At 63.6% G+C, this 16,685-nt stretch carries 20 protein-coding genes; 1 reads left to right on the top strand and 19 read right to left on the bottom strand.

What is annotated here, in order from left to right; genetic code table 11:
• From ACESNG_RS11575 to ACESNG_RS11540, 8 genes are all read right to left on the bottom strand, one after another.
• A partial coding sequence (locus tag ACESNG_RS11575) for an NADH-quinone oxidoreductase subunit H (protein WP_373069048.1) occupies positions 1–191 on the bottom strand: 191 nt, incomplete at its 3' end.
• A gap of 32 nt (positions 192–223) precedes the next feature.
• Entirely contained in the window at positions 224–1,807 is a 1,584-nt protein-coding gene (locus tag ACESNG_RS11570) for a 2Fe-2S iron-sulfur cluster-binding protein (RefSeq protein ID WP_373060784.1), read from the bottom strand.
• A 7-nt stretch (positions 1,808–1,814) separates the two neighbouring features.
• Positions 1,815–3,143 (bottom strand): NADH-quinone oxidoreductase subunit NuoF, encoded by a 1,329-nt coding sequence (gene nuoF / locus ACESNG_RS11565; protein ID WP_373060783.1) that lies wholly within the window; start codon positions 3,141–3,143, stop codon positions 1,815–1,817.
• Positions 3,143–3,694, bottom strand: a complete 552-nt coding sequence (gene nuoE, locus ACESNG_RS11560; RefSeq protein WP_373060782.1) for an NADH-quinone oxidoreductase subunit NuoE — start codon at positions 3,692–3,694, stop codon at positions 3,143–3,145. Before nuoE ends, nuoF begins: the two co-directional genes overlap by 1 nt.
• The gene (nuoD, locus tag ACESNG_RS11555) at positions 3,691–4,860 is read right to left on the bottom strand and encodes an NADH dehydrogenase (quinone) subunit D (protein WP_373060791.1); all 1,170 of its coding nucleotides are present in this window, start codon (positions 4,858–4,860) and stop codon (positions 3,691–3,693) included. Before nuoD ends, nuoE begins: the two co-directional genes overlap by 4 nt.
• Before the next feature lie 137 nt (positions 4,861–4,997).
• The gene (locus ACESNG_RS11550; RefSeq protein ID WP_373060781.1) at positions 4,998–5,750 is read right to left on the bottom strand and encodes an NADH-quinone oxidoreductase subunit C; all 753 of its coding nucleotides are present in this window, start codon (positions 5,748–5,750) and stop codon (positions 4,998–5,000) included.
• A complete protein-coding gene (locus ACESNG_RS11545; protein WP_373060790.1) occupies positions 5,747–6,283 on the bottom strand; it encodes an NADH-quinone oxidoreductase subunit B in 537 nt (178 codons plus the stop codon). Before ACESNG_RS11545 ends, ACESNG_RS11550 begins: the two co-directional genes overlap by 4 nt.
• 80 nt (positions 6,284–6,363) lie before the next feature.
• Positions 6,364–6,768 carry an NADH-quinone oxidoreductase subunit A gene (locus ACESNG_RS11540; protein WP_373060780.1) on the bottom strand — a complete coding sequence of 135 codons (405 nt, stop codon included), beginning with the start codon at positions 6,766–6,768 and terminating at the stop codon, positions 6,364–6,366.
• 273 nt (positions 6,769–7,041) lie between these two features.
• Here ACESNG_RS11540 and dcd point away from each other — a divergent pair, with 273 nt between their 5' ends.
• Complete coding sequence (dcd, locus tag ACESNG_RS11535) at positions 7,042–7,596, top strand: dCTP deaminase (RefSeq protein WP_373060779.1); 555 nt, start codon at positions 7,042–7,044, stop codon at positions 7,594–7,596.
• Positions 7,597–7,644: 48 nt separating this feature from the next.
• Here dcd and ACESNG_RS11530 read toward each other — a convergent pair whose 3' ends face one another.
• From ACESNG_RS11530 to ACESNG_RS11480, 11 genes are all read right to left on the bottom strand, one after another.
• Entirely contained in the window at positions 7,645–8,274 is a 630-nt protein-coding gene (locus ACESNG_RS11530; protein ID WP_373069046.1) for a hypothetical protein, read from the bottom strand.
• An 8-nt stretch (positions 8,275–8,282) separates the two neighbouring features.
• Positions 8,283–9,119, bottom strand: a complete 837-nt coding sequence (locus ACESNG_RS11525; protein WP_373069044.1) for a c-type cytochrome — start codon at positions 9,117–9,119, stop codon at positions 8,283–8,285.
• 81 nt (positions 9,120–9,200) lie between these two features.
• A complete protein-coding gene (locus ACESNG_RS11520) occupies positions 9,201–9,971 on the bottom strand; it encodes a succinate dehydrogenase/fumarate reductase iron-sulfur subunit (RefSeq protein ID WP_373060776.1) in 771 nt (256 codons plus the stop codon).
• Positions 9,971–11,884: a fumarate reductase/succinate dehydrogenase flavoprotein subunit gene (locus tag ACESNG_RS11515; RefSeq protein WP_373069042.1), complete on the bottom strand. Its 1,914-nt coding sequence runs from the start codon at positions 11,882–11,884 to the stop codon at positions 9,971–9,973. The genes ACESNG_RS11520 and ACESNG_RS11515 overlap by 1 nt, the downstream gene beginning before the upstream one ends.
• A 1-nt stretch (position 11,885) precedes the next feature.
• The gene (locus ACESNG_RS11510) at positions 11,886–12,608 is read right to left on the bottom strand and encodes a succinate dehydrogenase cytochrome b subunit (protein ID WP_373060774.1); all 723 of its coding nucleotides are present in this window, start codon (positions 12,606–12,608) and stop codon (positions 11,886–11,888) included.
• A gap of 63 nt (positions 12,609–12,671) precedes the next feature.
• On the bottom strand, positions 12,672–13,601 hold the full coding sequence (mdh, locus tag ACESNG_RS11505) for a malate dehydrogenase (protein WP_373060773.1): 930 nt from the start codon (positions 13,599–13,601) through the stop codon (positions 12,672–12,674).
• Positions 13,602–13,761: 160 nt separating this feature from the next.
• Positions 13,762–14,775, bottom strand: a complete 1,014-nt coding sequence (gene moaA, locus ACESNG_RS11500; RefSeq protein ID WP_373060772.1) for a GTP 3',8-cyclase MoaA — start codon at positions 14,773–14,775, stop codon at positions 13,762–13,764.
• A complete protein-coding gene (locus ACESNG_RS11495) occupies positions 14,772–15,221 on the bottom strand; it encodes a molybdenum cofactor biosynthesis protein MoaE (RefSeq protein WP_373060771.1) in 450 nt (149 codons plus the stop codon). The genes moaA and ACESNG_RS11495 overlap by 4 nt, the downstream gene beginning before the upstream one ends.
• The gene (locus ACESNG_RS11490; RefSeq protein WP_373060770.1) at positions 15,218–15,460 is read right to left on the bottom strand and encodes a MoaD/ThiS family protein; all 243 of its coding nucleotides are present in this window, start codon (positions 15,458–15,460) and stop codon (positions 15,218–15,220) included. The genes ACESNG_RS11495 and ACESNG_RS11490 overlap by 4 nt, the downstream gene beginning before the upstream one ends.
• Positions 15,461–15,507: 47 nt before the next feature.
• Positions 15,508–15,852, bottom strand: coding sequence for an HU family DNA-binding protein (locus tag ACESNG_RS11485; RefSeq protein WP_373060769.1), 345 nt, complete (start codon positions 15,850–15,852; stop codon positions 15,508–15,510).
• A gap of 122 nt (positions 15,853–15,974) precedes the next feature.
• The coding region (locus ACESNG_RS11480) for a carbamoyl phosphate synthase small subunit (RefSeq protein WP_373069040.1) at positions 15,975–16,685 on the bottom strand (711 nt) is incomplete at its 5' end.

Below are 16,685 nucleotides of genomic sequence, written 5' to 3'. Positions count from 1 at the left end.
CCGGGACCCGCGCGATTCGGACCACGCCTATCCTGGATCCACGCGGCGAGCTTCCGTTCGGCGAGCGTCAGGAACGCGACGCCGAGCATATACAAGCCGAACAGAACGATGATCTTGATCGCGCTGGCCAGAACGTACGTGCCGATCGCTGTTGGCTGCTGCTGGGGGTCGGCCGCAGGAAACCAGCTGATGATATCGAGCCGCGGAACGAGCGGAAGACCGATCACGCCGTCACCTCGGCGGAACCGGCGGGAGCGCCCACTTCGACGACGGGCAGTCCGCGAAGCCCCAGTGCTTCGTAGTCCAGGCCGGCGAACGAGGCATGCGTGGAGGCCAACGCGGCAAAGACTTCGGACGGCATATAGAAGCGACTTTCACCGCCGACAGCGGCGAGTAGGTCGGCGAGTACGTACCACGTTGGACGCGCAACGCCGGGCGCCGCCTTGGCCTGCAGGAAACGCTGCACGCGCCCACGCAGATTGGTCAGTGTGCCCTCTTCTTCGAGGATGTTCGTGATCGGCAGGACGACCGCCGCGCGCGCGTCGAGCGCCGCCGGCAACGCAGTGCCGACGAACACGATCGAGGAGGCGCGATCGAGATCAGCCGCGCCAACGCCATCGAGTGGATCACCGACGATCAGCAACGCATCACCTTCGCGGAGCGCAGAGCCGAGCGACGCCGTTTCGGTGAACCCGAGCAGACGCGCCGCCGCGGCGTTCGCTGCGCGCTCCCCGCGAAGCGCCAGGTCCGGCGCGCCGGGCAGCGGGGCTTCCACCCCGCGCTCGAGGCGGAACACCCCATCACCGCCAACGGCGACGATCGTGCGCTCCAACAGGAACAGTGCTTCGTTCGAGAGATTCGCCGAAGCCAACACGACCAGACGCCGTCCGGCGAGTGACCGCGCCGCGCTCGCGACAGCATCATCCCATTCGGCGATCGCGAGCGTATTCCCCTGACGCACGAGCGGCTGGTCGACGCGATCGCGACGATTGAACTCGCGATAGCCCTGACGGCCGACCTCGCACATGTAGTACTGATTGACCTGATCGTTGGCGCGAGGCTTGAGTCGCACGACGACGTTGTCACGCGTTTCCGCCACGGCATTGCAGCCCTGGCTGCATCCGATGCAGATGGTCGGCGCGCGATCGAGTTCCCAGGCGCGCGCACGATTGAGGAAGTCTTTCGACAGCAGCGCGCCCACCGGGCAAAGATCCACCACGTTGCCCGCCCACGGATTCGTGAGGTCGTATCCGTCGGCCTTGCCGATGAAGGCGCGATCGCCACGCTCCGAAACGTTCAGCACCGGATCCTGCGCGACATCCGACATGAAGCGGACGCAGCGCGTGCACAGGATGCAGCGATTCGGTACGTACAGCACATCACCGCCGAAGTCTTCCACGGGATTGAAGCGCTTCGGCTCTCGGTAGCGCGAGTCGGCGCGTCCTTCGGCAAAGGTGTAGTCCTGCAACTCGCACTCGCCCGCCTGATCACAGATCGGGCAGTCGAGCGGATGATTGATGAGCAGGAACTCGAGCACGCCCTTGCGGGCCTCGAGCGCCTTCGGAGAGTGTACGTGTACGACCTGACCTTCCCCCACCGACGTGGCGCACGCCGGCGCCAGCTTCGGGAATTTCTCGACTTCGACGAGGCACATGCGACACACGCCCGCCACCGGTAATCCCGGGTGATAGCAATAGTGCGGGATAAGCACGCCAGCGGTCTTGGCCGCTTCCAGAATCGACATCCCATCCGGTACAGTGACCGCACGGCCTTCGATCGTGAGCGATACCAGCTTCACATCAGCCATCAGTTCCTCACGCGGCGGAGGCGCGGAACGCCCCCGGTACGGTGACCACCGACTTGTTCGCGGCGATCTTCGCCTCGAATTCATGTCGGAACTTCTTGAGACCGGACATCACCGGCGTCGCGCAGGAATCGCTCAGCACGCAGATCGTCTTGCCGGTCATGCCATCCGCAATAGCCACCAGCGTGTCGAGATCCTCGGCCGTGCCCTGTCCGTCGCGGATGCGCTCCATGATGCGCGTGATCCACGCCGTGCCTTCGCGGCACTGCGTGCATTGGGCGCAGCTCTCATGCGCGTAAAAGCGCGTGAGGCGGGCGATCTGTCGCACCATGTCCTGCCGATCGTCGAACACAATCACGCCGCCGGATCCGAGCATGGTGCCCGACGCGACGAAACCTTCGTAGTCCATGCTGGCTCCCTCGGCCTCCTCGCGCGTGAGGATCGGCACGGACGAGCCGCCGGGAATCACCGCCTTGATCTCACGACCTTCGAGCGGACCACCGCACAAGTCGTACAGAAAATCCTTGAATGGAAATCCCAGCGCGACTTCGTAGTTACCGGGACGGCTGATGTTGCCACACACCGAAAAGAGCTTGGTGCCGATGCTCTTCGGATTGTCCGGACGACCGTACTGCTTGTACCACTCGGCGCCGTTCTTGATGATGTACGGGACCGTAGCCAGCGTCTCGACGTTGTTGATCGTGGTCGGCTTGCCGAACAGACCGGCCACGGCCGGGAACGGCGGTTTGATACGCGGATTCCCGCGGCGTCCCTCCAGCGAATTCATCAGCGCCGTTTCTTCGCCGCAGATGTACGCGCCGGCGCCGCGATGGACGTGCACATCGACGTGCTTGCCGGAACCCATCGCGTTCGAACCGAGAATGCCGGCGGCGTACGCTTCCTCGACGGCCGCGCACACGAGCGCGTAGGGCTCGGTGAACTCACCGCGGATGTAGATGTACGCCGTCTGCGCGTAGATCGCGTGCGCGGCGAGCGCGACGCCTTCCACAAGGCCGTGCGGCGTCCAGCGCATGATCTCGCGATCCTTGAAGGTGCCGGGCTCCGACTCGTCCGCATTGCAGCAGAGATAGTGCGTCTTGCCGTCAGGTTTCATGAACGACCACTTCAGACCCGTCGGAAAGCCGGCGCCGCCACGTCCGCGCAGGCCGGAATCCTTGACGATAGTCTGCAACTCCTGCGGATCGGTGTTCAGCGCTTTCTCGAGCGCCTCATAACCACCGCGCGCGCGCCACCCGGCGAGGGTGCGTGCCTGGGGATCGCCGAAATACTTCGACAGGATCGGCGTCTCACGTGGATGCGACGGATGCGGGTACCCCATTACTTCAGCTCCGACAGAATCCGCGACACCGACTCCGGCGTCACCGATTCCACAAAATCGTTGTTGATCATGATCGGCGTGGCGAAGCCACAGGCGCCGAGGCATTCGACCTCGACCACGGTGAAACGGCCATCGGCACTGGTGAGACCGAGGTCACCGCATCCCGTGTGCTCGAGGAGCGACTTCACGACATCTTCGGCACCGCACACGTTGCAGGGCGTCGTGGTGCAGACCTGAATGAAGTGTCGACCCACCGGATGTTGGTGGTACATCGTGTAGAAACTCACGACGCCCTTCACGTAGGCGGGCGTGATGTCGAGCGCCGCGGCAACTTCTTCGATGCCGCCTTCGCTCACCCAGCCACGCGCGTCCTGTAGCATCCAGAGGGCCGGCAGCAGCGCCGCCTGCTTCGTGGGATAGCGCGACAGAATGCGATCGAGTTCGACCCGAATGTCGCCTACGAACACAGGTACGTGCGGTGCATCGTGGTGCGAGCCGTGCGGCGGGGCCGCGACGAGCGCGCCACCGCTGGCGGAGGGGCCATGACTCACCGGTCGATCTCTCCCATCACAATGTCGATGCTGGCGTTGATCACGATCACGTCCGACAGCAAATGTCCTTCCACCATCTTCGGGATTGCCGAGAGGTTCACGAACGAAGGCGGACGGATACGCCAGCGCACTGGCTTGGAAGTGCCGTCGCTGACCATGTAGTAGCCCTTCTCACCCTTCGGACTTTCGACCGGCACGTAGCATTCCCCGGCCGGCGGACGCGGGCCTTCCATGACGAGCTTGAAGTGGTGGATCATCGATTCCATCTCGCTCGTCGCCTTGTGCTTCGGCGGCAGAATGAGACGCGGATCGTTGATATTCACAGGGCCGTCGGGCAAGCGCTGCACTGCCTGCTCCAGAATGCGCACGCTCTGACGCATTTCTTCCACGCGCACCAGGAAGCGATCGTACACGTCGCCCGCCGTTCCAACCACCACGTCGAAGTCGTATGTCTCGTAGTCGAGGTACGGAAAGTCCTTGCGCACATCGTAGGCTACACCCGACGCGCGAAGCATCGGGCCGGACAATCCGGCGTTCACCGCTTCCTGGGCGCTCATCGCCCCAAGACCAACCGTACGACCGGCCCAGATCGCGTTGGTCTCGAGCATGCGTACCGATTCTTCCAGCGTCTTCGGGAAGCCGCGCAGAAACGCGCGCAAGCCGTCGAGCCAGCCGTCGGGAATGTCGGCCGCCATGCCGCCAACGCGTGTCGCGGTGGTCGTGAGACGCGCCCCTACCCAACCTTCGAGGAGGTTGTACACGTTCTCACGTTCCTGATACAGCCAAAGGAACGGGGTGAACGCGCCCAGATCGACGGACGTGGTGCCCAGCCACACCAAGTGCGAGATGATGCGCGACAGCTCCATGAGTATCACGCGCAGCACCTTGCAGCGGTCGGTCATCCCGACGCCGAAGAGGCGCTCGGCGCCGAGTACGAACGCAACGTTGTTGCCCGGCGAGTTCAGATAGTCTTCGCGATCGGTCCACGGAATGATCTGATTGTACTGACGGTACTCGCCGATTTTCTCGAAGCCGCAATGCAGATAGCCGATGTGCGGGATGCAACGCACCACCGTTTCGCCGTCGAGCTCGAGTACGAGACGCAGCACGCCGTGGGTCGCGGGGTGCTGCGGCCCGATGTTGATCAGCATGTGATCGGAGCCCATCTCGGGCTCCGGCACCATCACCGACGAGTCGAGCGCGACCGCTTTGCCGCCCTGCGCCACCAGCGGGGCGCGCAACGGCAGGCCCTGCGCATCGAGCCCGCTCGTGCCGAGCGCGACTTCAATCGTGCGACGTGAGCTCATTCGCCGACCTTATCGTCGACATCGTGCCCGTCGGCGCGTTCAGCGAGTCGGCGCTTCATGTCTGCGGGCAACGAATCGAATGCATCAGCGATGGACAGCTCTTCCATGGAGTAACGCGCTTCGGGGTCAGCCGCCAGCGCCTGCTTCAGTTGCTCAGCGCGGCTAAAACGGCCACGCAAAGGAAAATCCTTTCGGAGCGGATAGCCCTCTTTGTAGGTCTCCCAGAGCAGGAGGCGCCGCAGATCGGGATGTCCTTCGAAGCGGATGCCGAACATGTCGTAGCATTCACGCTCGAGCCAATCCGCGCCGCTGTAAATGTCCATGATCGATGCGACCGACAACACCGCGCGCTTCGGCAGTTCAACTTTGAGACGGAGGAAGCGGCGACGCGCGAGCGCGCGCAAATGCCACACGACTTCAATCGGACGATCAGCGTCGCGATACTCGACCGCCGTTACGTCGACCAAATAGTCATAGCGCTCACTCGGGTCGTCGTGCAGCCAGCGCACGATGTCGTGCAGCGCCTCGTTCGTGACGAACACCGTGGTTTCGCCCCATGTGACATCGGTGCGGACGATAGCTGCACCGAACCGCGCGGCAAGCGTGGCGGCCGTGGGATTCACGGGGCCGCCGCGATGGGCGATGTTCGTGGGCGTGATCGGCGCGCCGTTGGCGTCGGAGGCAATCGCCGCCTGCAGTGCCGCAGACCGCGCGGCGCTGTCGGTGGCGGACACCGTCGGCGCGGTCACGGTGCCGACCGCGTCTGATGCACCGAGTTCCCGAACGGCTCCGAGAGTTCGTCGATGCGTGACGGCGGAATGTAGAGCTGGCTCTCGGTGTCAGGCACGATCTCCACGTGCCGCGTAGCGTCCTTCATCCGATCCTGCATGACCTTCTTCTGCAGCATCATGATGCCGTAGATGAGCGCTTCCGGACGCGGCGGACATCCTGGCACGTACACGTCGACCGGAATGATCGTGTCGATGCCCTGCACCACGGCATAGTTGTCGAACATGCCTCCGGTGGACGCGCAGGCACCCATCGAGATGACCCACTTCGGCTGCGGCATCTGTTGATAGATGCGACGAATGACCGGGGCAAGCTTGAGCGGTACGCGTCCGGCGCACAGCAACACGTCGGCCTGTCGCGGGGAATAGCTGAGGCGCTCCATGCCGAACCGCGCCAAATCAAAGCGGCTCGCGGCGGTCGCCATGAACTCGATGGCGCAGCAGGCGGTCCCGAATGGCATTGGCCACAGCGATCCGGCGCGCGCCCAATTCACGAGGAAATCGAGGCGGGATGTGACCCAACCATCCTGCGCGCCGGGATCGACCTGTACGACGCGGCTCTCCGCAGAGGAATTCAATCCCACGTCAACGCTCCCTTCTTCCAGACGTAGACAAAGCCGACGACGAGAATGGTCGCGAATACGAGCATCTCACCAAGGCCGAAGAACGACAACTGTCCGACCGGACAGGCGCCGGCGACCATCGGAACCGCACAGGACAATTGCCGAAAGTAGACGGCCCATGGGATCATGAACACCGTCTCGATGTCGAACACGATGAAGAGCATGGCGACGAGATAGAACTTGACCGAGAAGCGGTCGCGCGCGTCGCCGAGCGGGCTCATGCCCGACTCGTACGGCTGCGACTTCACGGCAGTGGGTTGTGGTCGCACCGTGAGATGCGCGATGCCGAGAATCAGCACCGCGTTGATGATCACAAAGCCCAACAGGAGCAAAACCGGCAGATAGTTTCGTAGCATCGCAAGCGCTAGCGGACGGTCGCGCGGAGGCGCGTCCTGTCCTCGTGAAAGAATTCACAAAGCAGCCTGTGGAAGATATCAGAAGGACCGCCTGCACTCAACGGCACGTCGCATAGTCTGTGACGCCAAGTAACCGGTGAAGCGATTTTGACCCGCGGTGCGACTGGTCCGTTTGTTATGCCGGACTTTCGACTATGTTTCCCGCCGATCGTGCGCCGCGGATTGGACTGGCTGGTCCTATCCCGCACGGGTCACCCTCTTCCCTTCCGCCTCATGGGGCTCTGCTCTGACCGCTGGATTACGCGCATGGCGCGTGAGCATGCCATGATCGAACCGTTCGAGGACCGTCAGGTTCGCGACGGCGTCATCTCCTACGGCGTCAGCTCGTACGGATACGACATGCGCGTCGCCCGGGAGTTCAAGATCTTTACGAACGTGCTCAGCTCGATCGTGGATCCGAAGGCCTTCGATCCCAAGAGCTTTGTGGAATTCGAAGGCGATGTCTGCATCGTGCCGCCGAATTCCTTCGCACTGGCCCGCAGCGTGGAGTACTTCCGGATTCCGCGCAATGTGCTCACGCTCACGGTGGGCAAGAGCACATACGCTAGGTGTGGTATTATCACGAACGTCACGCCGTTCGAACCCGAGTGGGAAGGCTACGTGACACTCGAGATCTCGAACACGACTCCTCTCCCGGCGAAGATCTACGCCAACGAAGGCATCGCCCAAGTAGTCTTCTTCACGGGGGACGAACCGCCCGACGTGTCGTACGGCGACAAGAAGGGCAAGTATCAGGGACAGCGCGGCGTCACGTTGCCACGGATCTGACCTCGCCAAGGCGGCGACGAGTCGGTCGCCGCCACCCGTGCTGTGCCGTCAGCCACCGCCGTAGATGTACCGGCAGCCACGGTCCTGCGCCTGCTGCAGCGTGACGATCATCGCCGGGACCACCTCGATGCCAGGAAGCAGGTTTGCCCTGGCGTCGTCCGCGAACGCCGTGCGCAGCGCCGCATCTCCCCGCTGGGCCTCGGGAAGGAAGCGCTGCCCCGCCGCACGTATCGAGTTGTTGCACGCCAGAATGATCACGCCGCGGGAGATGAGCTGCGCGACGAGCGCGCCGTTCGCATTGCTCACCCCTGGCATCTGCAGCGTCTCACCGATCGGATACTTCCGCCAGATCGCGTCGTTGAACAGCAGGCCGATCGCGCGACCGTTCAACCCCACCAGCACGCTGCTCTCGGCGTCAGTGAGGCCGTACGCGCTTTTCTGCGTGTCGAGATAGGTCTGCGCCCAGCGCAGCGCGATGCCATCACTCGCCAGATGCGAATGAAACACCACGCGGTTCTTGCCGTTCAGTCGCGAAACCCACGGATCGTCCGATGCTGCCGACGGCCGTCTTGAGGCGCTGATCGTGCGCGGCGCGCCGAACCCAAGAGCCGCGCCGACGGTAACGAGGCGCGAAAGGAACGAACGACGACCGGTCGTGGAGCTTCTGTCGTGTGTCATGGCTGAACTCAGCGGGGAGAAATGAGTGAATCCGGGAGCACGCGACGGGCCAGTAGCGGGCGGTCCGGCGGCAATGGCTTTCCCGCTGCGGCTGCGGCCGCGGTGGTGTAGGCCACATCGACGGGAGGATCTCCCTTGGGCCAATCTCGCTCCTTCCCGGGATGATCCTGACGTGGCTGCGACAGCACGAACGCGGCGATGTCGGCCGCTTCCTGAGGCGTGAGGATCACGGCTTGGTCGAACGGCATATTGTGGCGCAGAAACGTGGCCAACGTGAACTGTCGCGCCATCCCCGCGCCGACGGCGTAGCTGTCGCTGCCCCACACGGCCGGCGCCAAGGGCATGCCCGCCCCGTTGGCCCCATGACAACGAGCGCACTGCCCCGCATATCCGTCTTCACCGCGCGCGACCACGCCCACCTGCTTGACCGAATCGACCGGTGCCGGGCGCGGGCGCGCACGCAGCGTTTCGAGATACGCCACCATGTCGCGCATCTCCTGGCCATCCTCTGGCAGCATACGTCCGGCCAAACTGCGCGCAATACACTCGTTCACGCGGCGGGCCAGTGTCTCGTCATAGCCCGGACGCGCCCGGTAGCGCGGGTAGCGCGCCGCCGTACCCAGCCACGACATGGCACTGGGTCGAGTGCCGTTGTCGAGATGACAGCTCGTGCACCGCAGAGCATTTCCGCTGTTCGCCGGAAGCGAGTCGCGAAACGCGGTCATCAGCGCGAGGCCGCGCTCAGCACTTCCGGTGTGGGGCGCCGGCGCGCGTTCGATGCACCCCACGGCGAGCGGGGCGGCAAGGACCAGGACGACCGATCGAAAAAGAGGCAGGACGCGCATGACAGAACATACGACGAAAAACGGGAGCGCGCTGCCGAAGCAACGCGCCCCCGTTCGGGCATACCAAAGCATCCGATTCGTTCAGCTAGCCGTCGCGGACTTGGGTTCCTGTCGCTTGGCGCTCGCCACCAGATAGTCCCGATTCATCTTCTTGATGACATCGATACTGATCTCCTTCGGGCAGGCCTCCTGACACTCACCGACGAGCGTGCAGTGTCCGAAACCCTCGATGTCCATTTGCTCGACCATCGCCAGCGCCCGCGTGTCGCGCTCAGGCTGGCCCTGCGGCAGCATGCCGAGGTGCGTGATCTTGGCGCCCGTGAACAGCGAGGCCGACGCGTTCGGACACGCCGCCACACAGGCACCACAGCCGATGCAGGCCGCGGCGTCCATCGCTTCTTCGACCGTATCCTTGCCAATCAGGATCGAGTTGGCGTCACGCGCTCCGCCGGTATTCACCGACACGTACCCGCCCGCCTGCATGATACGGTCGAAGGAGCCGCGATTCACCACGAGATCCTTGACGATCGGAAACGCTGACGCACGCCATGGCTCGACCGTGATGATGTCGCCGTCTTTGAACGCACGCATATGGAGCTGACACGTGGCCGCACCCGTCCAGGGGCCGTGTGCCTGACCGTTGATCATCATGGAGCACGAGCCGCAGATGCCTTCGCGACAGTCGTGCGCAAAGGCCACCGGCACCTTCCCTTCAGCGGTCAGCTGTTCGTTGAGCAGGTCGAACATCTCGAGGAACGACATGTCCGCGCTGACACCGTCGAGCGTGTACATCTCGAGCTTGCCCGGAGCCTGCGAGGCCGGCTGACGCCAGACGTTCAGAGTGAGCTTCATTACTTGTAGCTCCGGGTGGAGAGGTGCACGTTCTCGTACACCAACGGTTCCTTGTTGAGAATCGGCGCCTTGCCTTCGCCGGCGAACTCCCACGCGGCGACGTACGCAAAGTCATCGTCGTTACGCTGCGCTTCGCCCGCATCCTGGTACTCCACGCGGAAGTGACCGCCGCACGACTCTTCGCGCTCCAGCGCATCGCGGCACATCAGTTCGCCGAGTTCGATGAAGTCCGCCACGCGTCCGGCATTCTCGAGCGCCTGATTCAGCGTGTCACCGCTGCCGGGCACGTTGAGGTTACTCCAGAACTCTTCCTTCAGCGCGGGGATCAGCCTCAGCGCTTCGGTGAGTCCTTCCTTCGTGCGCGCCATACCGCAGTGTTCCCAGATGATCTTGCCGAGCTCCTTGTGGAAGGAGTCGACCGAACGCTTGCCCTTGATGCCGAGCAGGCGCTTGGTCTGTGTGCGTACCGACTCTTCCGCGGCGCGGAATTCGGCGTGCGTGTTGTCGACCTTGGCGAGCTTCGTGCCGGCGATGTAATCACCGATGGTATACGGCGGCACGAAGTAGCCGTCGGCCAGCCCCTGCATGAGCGCCGATGCACCGAGCCGATTCGCTCCATGATCGGAAAAGTTCGCTTCGCCGGCCACGTGCAGACCCGGGATGGTGCTCATCAGGTTGTAGTCCACCCACAAGCCGCCCATCGTGTAATGCACAGCCGGGTAGATGCGCATCGGCTGCCCGTACGGATTTTCGTCCGTGATGCGTTGATACATGTCGAACAGGTTGCCGTAACGCTCGGCGATCGTGTTCTTGCCGAGGCGACTGATCGCGTCGGCGAAGTCGAGATACACGCCAAGACCGCCGGGTCCGACGCCGCGGCCATCGTCGCAAGCTTCCTTGGCGGCCCGCGACGCGATGTCACGCGGCGCGAGGTTTCCGAAGCTCGGATATTTGCGCTCGAGGAAGTAATCGCGCTCCGACTCAGGAATCGCCGATGGCGCGCGGTTGTCGGCGCGCTTGATCGGTACCCAGACGCGTCCGTCGTTGCGGAGCGACTCCGACATGAGCGTGAGCTTCGACTGATGGTCGCCGCTCACAGGAATGCAGGTTGGATGAATCTGCGTGTAGCACGGGTTCGCGAACGCCGCGCCCTTCTTGTACGCACGCCATGTCGCGGTCGTATTCGACAGCATCGCGTTGGTGCTGAGATAGAACACATTGCTGTAGCCGCCCGTCGCGAGCACGACCGCATCGGCCGCATGCGACGTGATGTTGCCGGTGAGCAGATTGCGCGTCACAATCCCGCGCGCATATCCGTCCACGACCACGACATCGAGCATCTCCTCGAACGTGTGCATCTGCACGCCCTTGAGCGCGACCTGACGCTCGAGCGCCGAGTACGCGCCGAGCAGCAGCTGCTGTCCAGTCTGGCCACGCGCGTAGAACGTACGCGACACCTGCGCGCCGCCGAACGAGCGGTTGGCAAGGAGTCCGCCATACTCGCGGGCAAAGGGCACGCCCTGCGCGACACACTGGTCGATGATGTTCACCGACAGCTGCGCGAGACGGTGCACGTTCGCTTCCCGGGCGCGGAAGTCGCCACCCTTGATCGTGTCGTAGAACAGCCGACGGATGGAATCACCGTCGTTCTGGTAATTCTTGGCAGCGTTGATGCCGCCCTGCGCGGCGATCGAGTGCGCTCGGCGCGGCGTATCGTGGTACACGAAGCAGGAGACTTGGTATCCCATCTCCGACATCGTCGCCGCCGCGGACGCGCCGGCGAGGCCGGCACCGACGACGATCACGTTGTGCCGGCGCTTGTTGGCGGGGTTCACCAGCTTCATCGAAAAGCGATGCTGATCCCACTTCTGCTCGAGGGGACCGCTCGGAATCTTTGCGTTCAGGTCGAGCATATCAGTGGGTCTCCGCAGCGGGCGTGGTCAGCGCAGTGGCCGCCGATGATTCGGCGAGCGGCGGCGCCGGCGCAAACTTGCCGAGCACGGCGGCAATCGGGATGATCATGAAGCCGGCAGCGACGATGATCGCCACGGCCAGCGCAATACGACGCTTGAGGGGCTGCGCCGACGGTCGCGCCACACCGAGCGTCCGCACGACGGCCCAGCTGCCGTGGTACAGATGCAAGCCGAGCGCGGCCATCGCCAACAGGTATAATGCCGCCACCAGCGGGTTCGCCAACGCGATGCGCACGTTGTTGTACGGATCGAGCTCGGCGTAATCCGGATGAATCACGCCGACCGTGAGCTGCAGCAGGTGGAGCACGATGAAGACCAGCAGCAGCACGCCACCCCAGCGGATCGTGCGCGCAGCGAACGTGGTGACCTTCGGACGGCGCTGCGCGTACCCCTCCGGCCGCGCGGCGCGAGACAGCATAGTGAGCTGATACGCGGCGACCGCGTGCAGCACGACGGCGGCGATCAGGCCGATACGCACGGCCCACAGCAGCGGCATGCTGGTGCGCAGCAGCAGCGCGTAGTGATACATGGCCTCCTGCCCTTTGAACATGAGCAGATTGCCGGTCATATGACCGATGACGAACAGGATCCCGATGATCCCGGTCACCGCCATCACGATCTTCTTGCCGATCGTGCTTTGCCAGAAACGCGAGAGAACGTACATAAGCGGGGGCAGAAGAAGAAACCAGCGCGCTCACCGTGGTGATCGCGCCGGTCCCGTCAGAATTCAGAGGGAGATCACGGACATCGGTTCGCGCACGGCTTGTGCGGAGCGCTCGAGCGCGGCTCGCTCGTGGTCGGTCAGGTCGATTTCGAGGATCTTCTCGAGTCCGTTGCGACCGAGCTTACAGGGCACGCCGAGGAACAGGCCGGACAGGCCATACTCGCCTTCGAGCCATGCGGCACAAGGCAGGATGCGCTTGCGATCGTGCACGATCGCCTCGACCATCTCGACCGCACCGGCCGACGGCGCATAATACGCCGAGCCCGTCTTCAGGTACTTCACGATTTCAGCACCGCCGTCACGGGCGCGCTGTACGATCGCGTCGAGCTGCTCGCGCGGCATGAGCTGCGTGACTGGGATGCCGCTGACCGTGGTGTACGAAATGAGTGGCACCATCGTATCGCCGTGTCCACCAAGCACCATGGCTTGAATGTCGCGCACCGACACGTCGAGTGCCTCGGCGATGAACGAGCGATAGCGCGCCGTGTCGAGCACGCCGGCCATGCCGATCACGCGCTCGCGCGGGAAGCCGGTCACCTGCTTCGCCACGTAGCACATCACATCGAGCGGGTTCGAAACCACGATCACGATCGCGTGCGGCGACGTGGCCTTGATCTGCTCCGACACCGACTTCACGATGCCCGCGTTCGTGTTGAGCAGGTCGTCGCGCGACATGCCGGGCTTGCGGGCGATACCAGCGGTGATGACGACGATGTCCGACCCGGCCGTTTCCTCATAGCCGTTCGTGCCGATGACGCGCGTGTCGAAGCCTTCGACGGGCGCCGACTCCCACTGGTCGAGAGCCTTGCCCTGGGGGACGCCGTCGACGACGTCCACCATTACCACCGTGCGTCCAAGCGACTTCTCGGCGATGCGCTGCGCCGTGGTGGCGCCGACATTGCCCGCGCCAACGACCGTGATCTTATTGACCATGTTGTGCCGGTTCTCCGAACGGGTGTCCGAGCGAAGTGAAATGATGCGGAAGAGCGACGTTTTAGCTAAATACCGGTTAGACGGTTAGCTGCGCATCGACTCAGCGAAAGGATTGCTTTCGCAACTTAGAGTGGTGCACCGACGTGAGCAACACGAACGGTCAGCCGCCGACCTGACTAAGGGCGCGAAGACCGCCGACGCGCATCTGCAGCAGTTCATGCGCCTTCGGCTTCTCGGCCAGCGCCTGGATAAAAAGCGGGGCGAGCGGCATGCCGGTTCGGATCGCATCGCGTAGCAACACTTCATGGTCACCGAACAGACAGGTACGCAGTCGCCCGTCAGCCGTGAGACGCACGCGGTTACATCGCTCGCAATACGTGTGCGTCATCGGGGTAATCACGCCGATGGTTCCAGCAGCTCCAGGGTAACGATAGTACACGGCGGGACCGTTCCCGCGAGACGGCCCGGAGTCGGGTTCCAACGCCTCGACCGCCCGAATGCGCGACAGCACTTCGTCCGTCGGGACGACATGATCGAACGTCAGCTCGCGCAGCTCGCCCACCGGCATGAGCTCGATGAACCGAACGTGCCACGGATTGTCCCGCGTGAGCGCGGCGAAGTCGGCGACCTCATCGTCGTTGATTCCGCGCATGACAACCACGTTGATCTTGATCGGGCCGAGACCTGCGGCCTGTGCGGCCCGTGCAGATTCGACGAGATCGAAGTGGAGATCTCGTCGGGCAATCTTCACCACACGCTCCGGGCGCAGCGAATCGGCGCTGATATTCACACGATCGAGGCCGGCATCAGCGAGTTCGGCGGCCATGGCCGGCAGCTTCACGCCATTCGTCGAGAGCGCAATATCCTCGATGCCGGGGATGTCGCGCAACATTCGCACAAGCGTCGCAAGTTGCGGCCGTATCGTAGGTTCTCCGCCGGTAATGCGCAGCCGCCTGAGCCCCATCGGCGCGAGCTGACGCACGACATCGGCGATCTCCTCGTACCGCAGAATGTCCGCCTTCGGGAGCCAGGGGAGACCCTCCAGCGGCATGCAATACTGACAACGAAAGTTGCATCGATCGGTCACCGAGATGCGCAGGTACTCGATTTTCCGCCCGAATTGATCGTGCGACTCGCCGAGGACGGGAGCAACGAGGGCCTCGGAGGATGTCACGCCTGCACCTTCGTCGGATCGAGCCATTCGCGATCTCCGCTCAGGTAGTGCTCGCGCTTCCAGATCGGTACGCGTCGCTTGAGTGCTTCGATGACATCGCGCGCCCCGTCCATGGCCTGAGCACGGTGTGCATGCGCTGCCACGATGGCCACGCTGGCCTCACCGATTTCGAGCGTGCCCACGCGATGCTCGACGACCAGCCGTAAACCGGCGATCCGCCCGCACGTCTCTTCCGCGATGGCCCGTAACTCCGACTCGGCCATCGGACCGTAGGCTTCGTACTCCATGCCGCTCACCGGTCGCCCGTCGTTCAGGTCGCGAACCGTGCCCAGGAACATCGACACCGCGCCAACGCCGGGAGCCTGCGCCCGCGACAAGAGAGCACCGACGTCGATGGGGGCGCTCACGATGGCCACGTGCAGCACGTCGCGCTCGGGCACCATCATCCGCCCGCCACCGGAGGAATCAGGGCAATCTCATCGCCAACCTGCACCGCGACATCCTCGCGAACCCACGTGCGATTCACCGCGACCAAGGGTGCCGCCGGCAGTCGGTCACCGCCCGGCATCGATCGGATGACACGCACAAGATCGGCAACCTGGCACGGCACGTCGATGGGCACGTCGAGACGACGGGCGCCGAAGGCATCGGCGTAGGACGCGAAGAGAAGTACCGGAATGCTCATGTTGTATACAAGATAGCCGGTAGTAAGCGGAATCGAGCGACTGCGGCCTACGCCTCGTTCATTTCCTCAGCGTCATCATCCTCGAGCATGCTTTCGTCAACGCCAGCCACTATGGCGCGCAGCTCCTTGCTGGGCTTGAAGACGGGGACCGGACGCGCCGAGACTTCGACAGGCGAGCCGGTGCGCGGATTGCGCGCCATCCGTGTCTTGCGCTGCCGGATCTTGAACGTACCGAAACCACGCACTTCGATATTCTTCTGCTCCTGAAGGGCTTCCTTGATGGCGTCGAGGAAGGCGTCGACTACCCGCGCACAATCCTTCTTGGAGATGGTCGGTCCGGCCGTCTGCGCGATACGCGCCGTGACGTTCTCAACCAGATCGGCTTTCGTCATGGACTCTACCAAAGGGTCGACGTGCCGTCCCCGTTTCCAGGGGCGCCCGGCACGCATCGAAGATCAAGCGAAGAAAGCGAACGTATGACGTTAGTGCTTATCAGTCAAGCGTTTGGGTCACTTCACTGACGACGATTTCTCAGGGCGTCGAGAAACCTATCGAACAGGGGAACCGCATCGTGCGGTCCCGGCGCGGCTTCGGGATGGTACTGGACGGCGAAGATCGGCAACGTCCGATGACGCAGTCCTTCGACCGTTCCATCGTTGAGGTTGACATGGGTGATCGCGAGATCCGGCGCCCCCTCGACCCCGTCAACCGAGCCGACCACCGCGAAACCGTGGTTCTGCGACGTAATCAGCACTTTTCCCGTCGCGAGATCCTTGACCGGCTGGTTCCCGCCACGATGTCCAAACGGCATCTTTTCGGTGCGCGCACCAAACGACAGACCGATCAATTGGTGACCGAGACAAATCCCGAACATAGGCGTCCTGGTCGCCGCGATCTCACGGATCGCAGCGGGCGCGTAGGTCACGGCATCAGGGTCACCCGGTCCGTTCGAGAGGAATACGCCGTCGGGATTCATGGCGAGCACGCGATCGGCCGGAGTATCCGACGGCACCACCGTCACGCGGCAATCGTGCGCTTCGAAGAGGCGCAGAATGTTCCGCTTGATCCCGTAGTCGTAGGCCACGACGTGAAAGGTCGCGTCCGTCTTGCCCCAGGAGTACGCCTCACGGGTCGACACCACCGACGCGAGGTCGAGCCCTTCCATGCTCGGGCAGCCCTCGAGCACGGCGAGCGCTTCGTGAGTTGGCGTATCGCCGATCCCAAT

Source organism: Gemmatimonas sp. (assembly GCF_041689975.1).
In the GTDB taxonomy this organism is placed as follows: Bacteria; Gemmatimonadota; Gemmatimonadetes; order Gemmatimonadales; family Gemmatimonadaceae; genus Gemmatimonas.
This window is presented reverse-complemented; position numbering and strand designations above follow the sequence as displayed.

Coding starts and splice junctions, on each gene's coding strand:
- ACESNG_RS11530 (WP_373069046.1), bottom strand. CDS start 8,274: ATGACACACGACAGAAGCTCCACGACCGGTCGTCGTTCGTTCCTTTCG.
- ACESNG_RS11520 (WP_373060776.1), bottom strand. CDS start 9,971: ATGAAGCTCACTCTGAACGTCTGGCGTCAGCCGGCCTCGCAGGCTCCG.
- ACESNG_RS11495 (WP_373060771.1), bottom strand. CDS start 15,221: ATGATGGTGCCCGAGCGCGACGTGCTGCACGTGGCCATCGTGAGCGCC.
- ACESNG_RS11485 (WP_373060769.1), bottom strand. CDS start 15,852: ATGACGAAAGCCGATCTGGTTGAGAACGTCACGGCGCGTATCGCGCAG.
- mdh (WP_373060773.1), bottom strand. CDS start 13,601: ATGGTCAATAAGATCACGGTCGTTGGCGCGGGCAATGTCGGCGCCACC.
- nuoD (WP_373060791.1), bottom strand. CDS start 4,860: ATGGGCTCCGATCACATGCTGATCAACATCGGGCCGCAGCACCCCGCG.
- ACESNG_RS11515 (WP_373069042.1), bottom strand. CDS start 11,884: ATGCTCGACCTGAACGCAAAGATTCCGAGCGGTCCCCTCGAGCAGAAG.
- ACESNG_RS11510 (WP_373060774.1), bottom strand. CDS start 12,608: ATGTACGTTCTCTCGCGTTTCTGGCAAAGCACGATCGGCAAGAAGATC.
- ACESNG_RS11540 (WP_373060780.1), bottom strand. CDS start 6,768: ATGCTACGAAACTATCTGCCGGTTTTGCTCCTGTTGGGCTTTGTGATC.
- ACESNG_RS11525 (WP_373069044.1), bottom strand. CDS start 9,119: ATGCGCGTCCTGCCTCTTTTTCGATCGGTCGTCCTGGTCCTTGCCGCC.
- ACESNG_RS11570 (WP_373060784.1), bottom strand. CDS start 1,807: ATGGCTGATGTGAAGCTGGTATCGCTCACGATCGAAGGCCGTGCGGTC.
- nuoF (WP_373060783.1), bottom strand. CDS start 3,143: ATGGGGTACCCGCATCCGTCGCATCCACGTGAGACGCCGATCCTGTCG.
- ACESNG_RS11490 (WP_373060770.1), bottom strand. CDS start 15,460: ATGAGCATTCCGGTACTTCTCTTCGCGTCCTACGCCGATGCCTTCGGC.
- dcd (WP_373060779.1), top strand. CDS start 7,042: ATGGGGCTCTGCTCTGACCGCTGGATTACGCGCATGGCGCGTGAGCAT.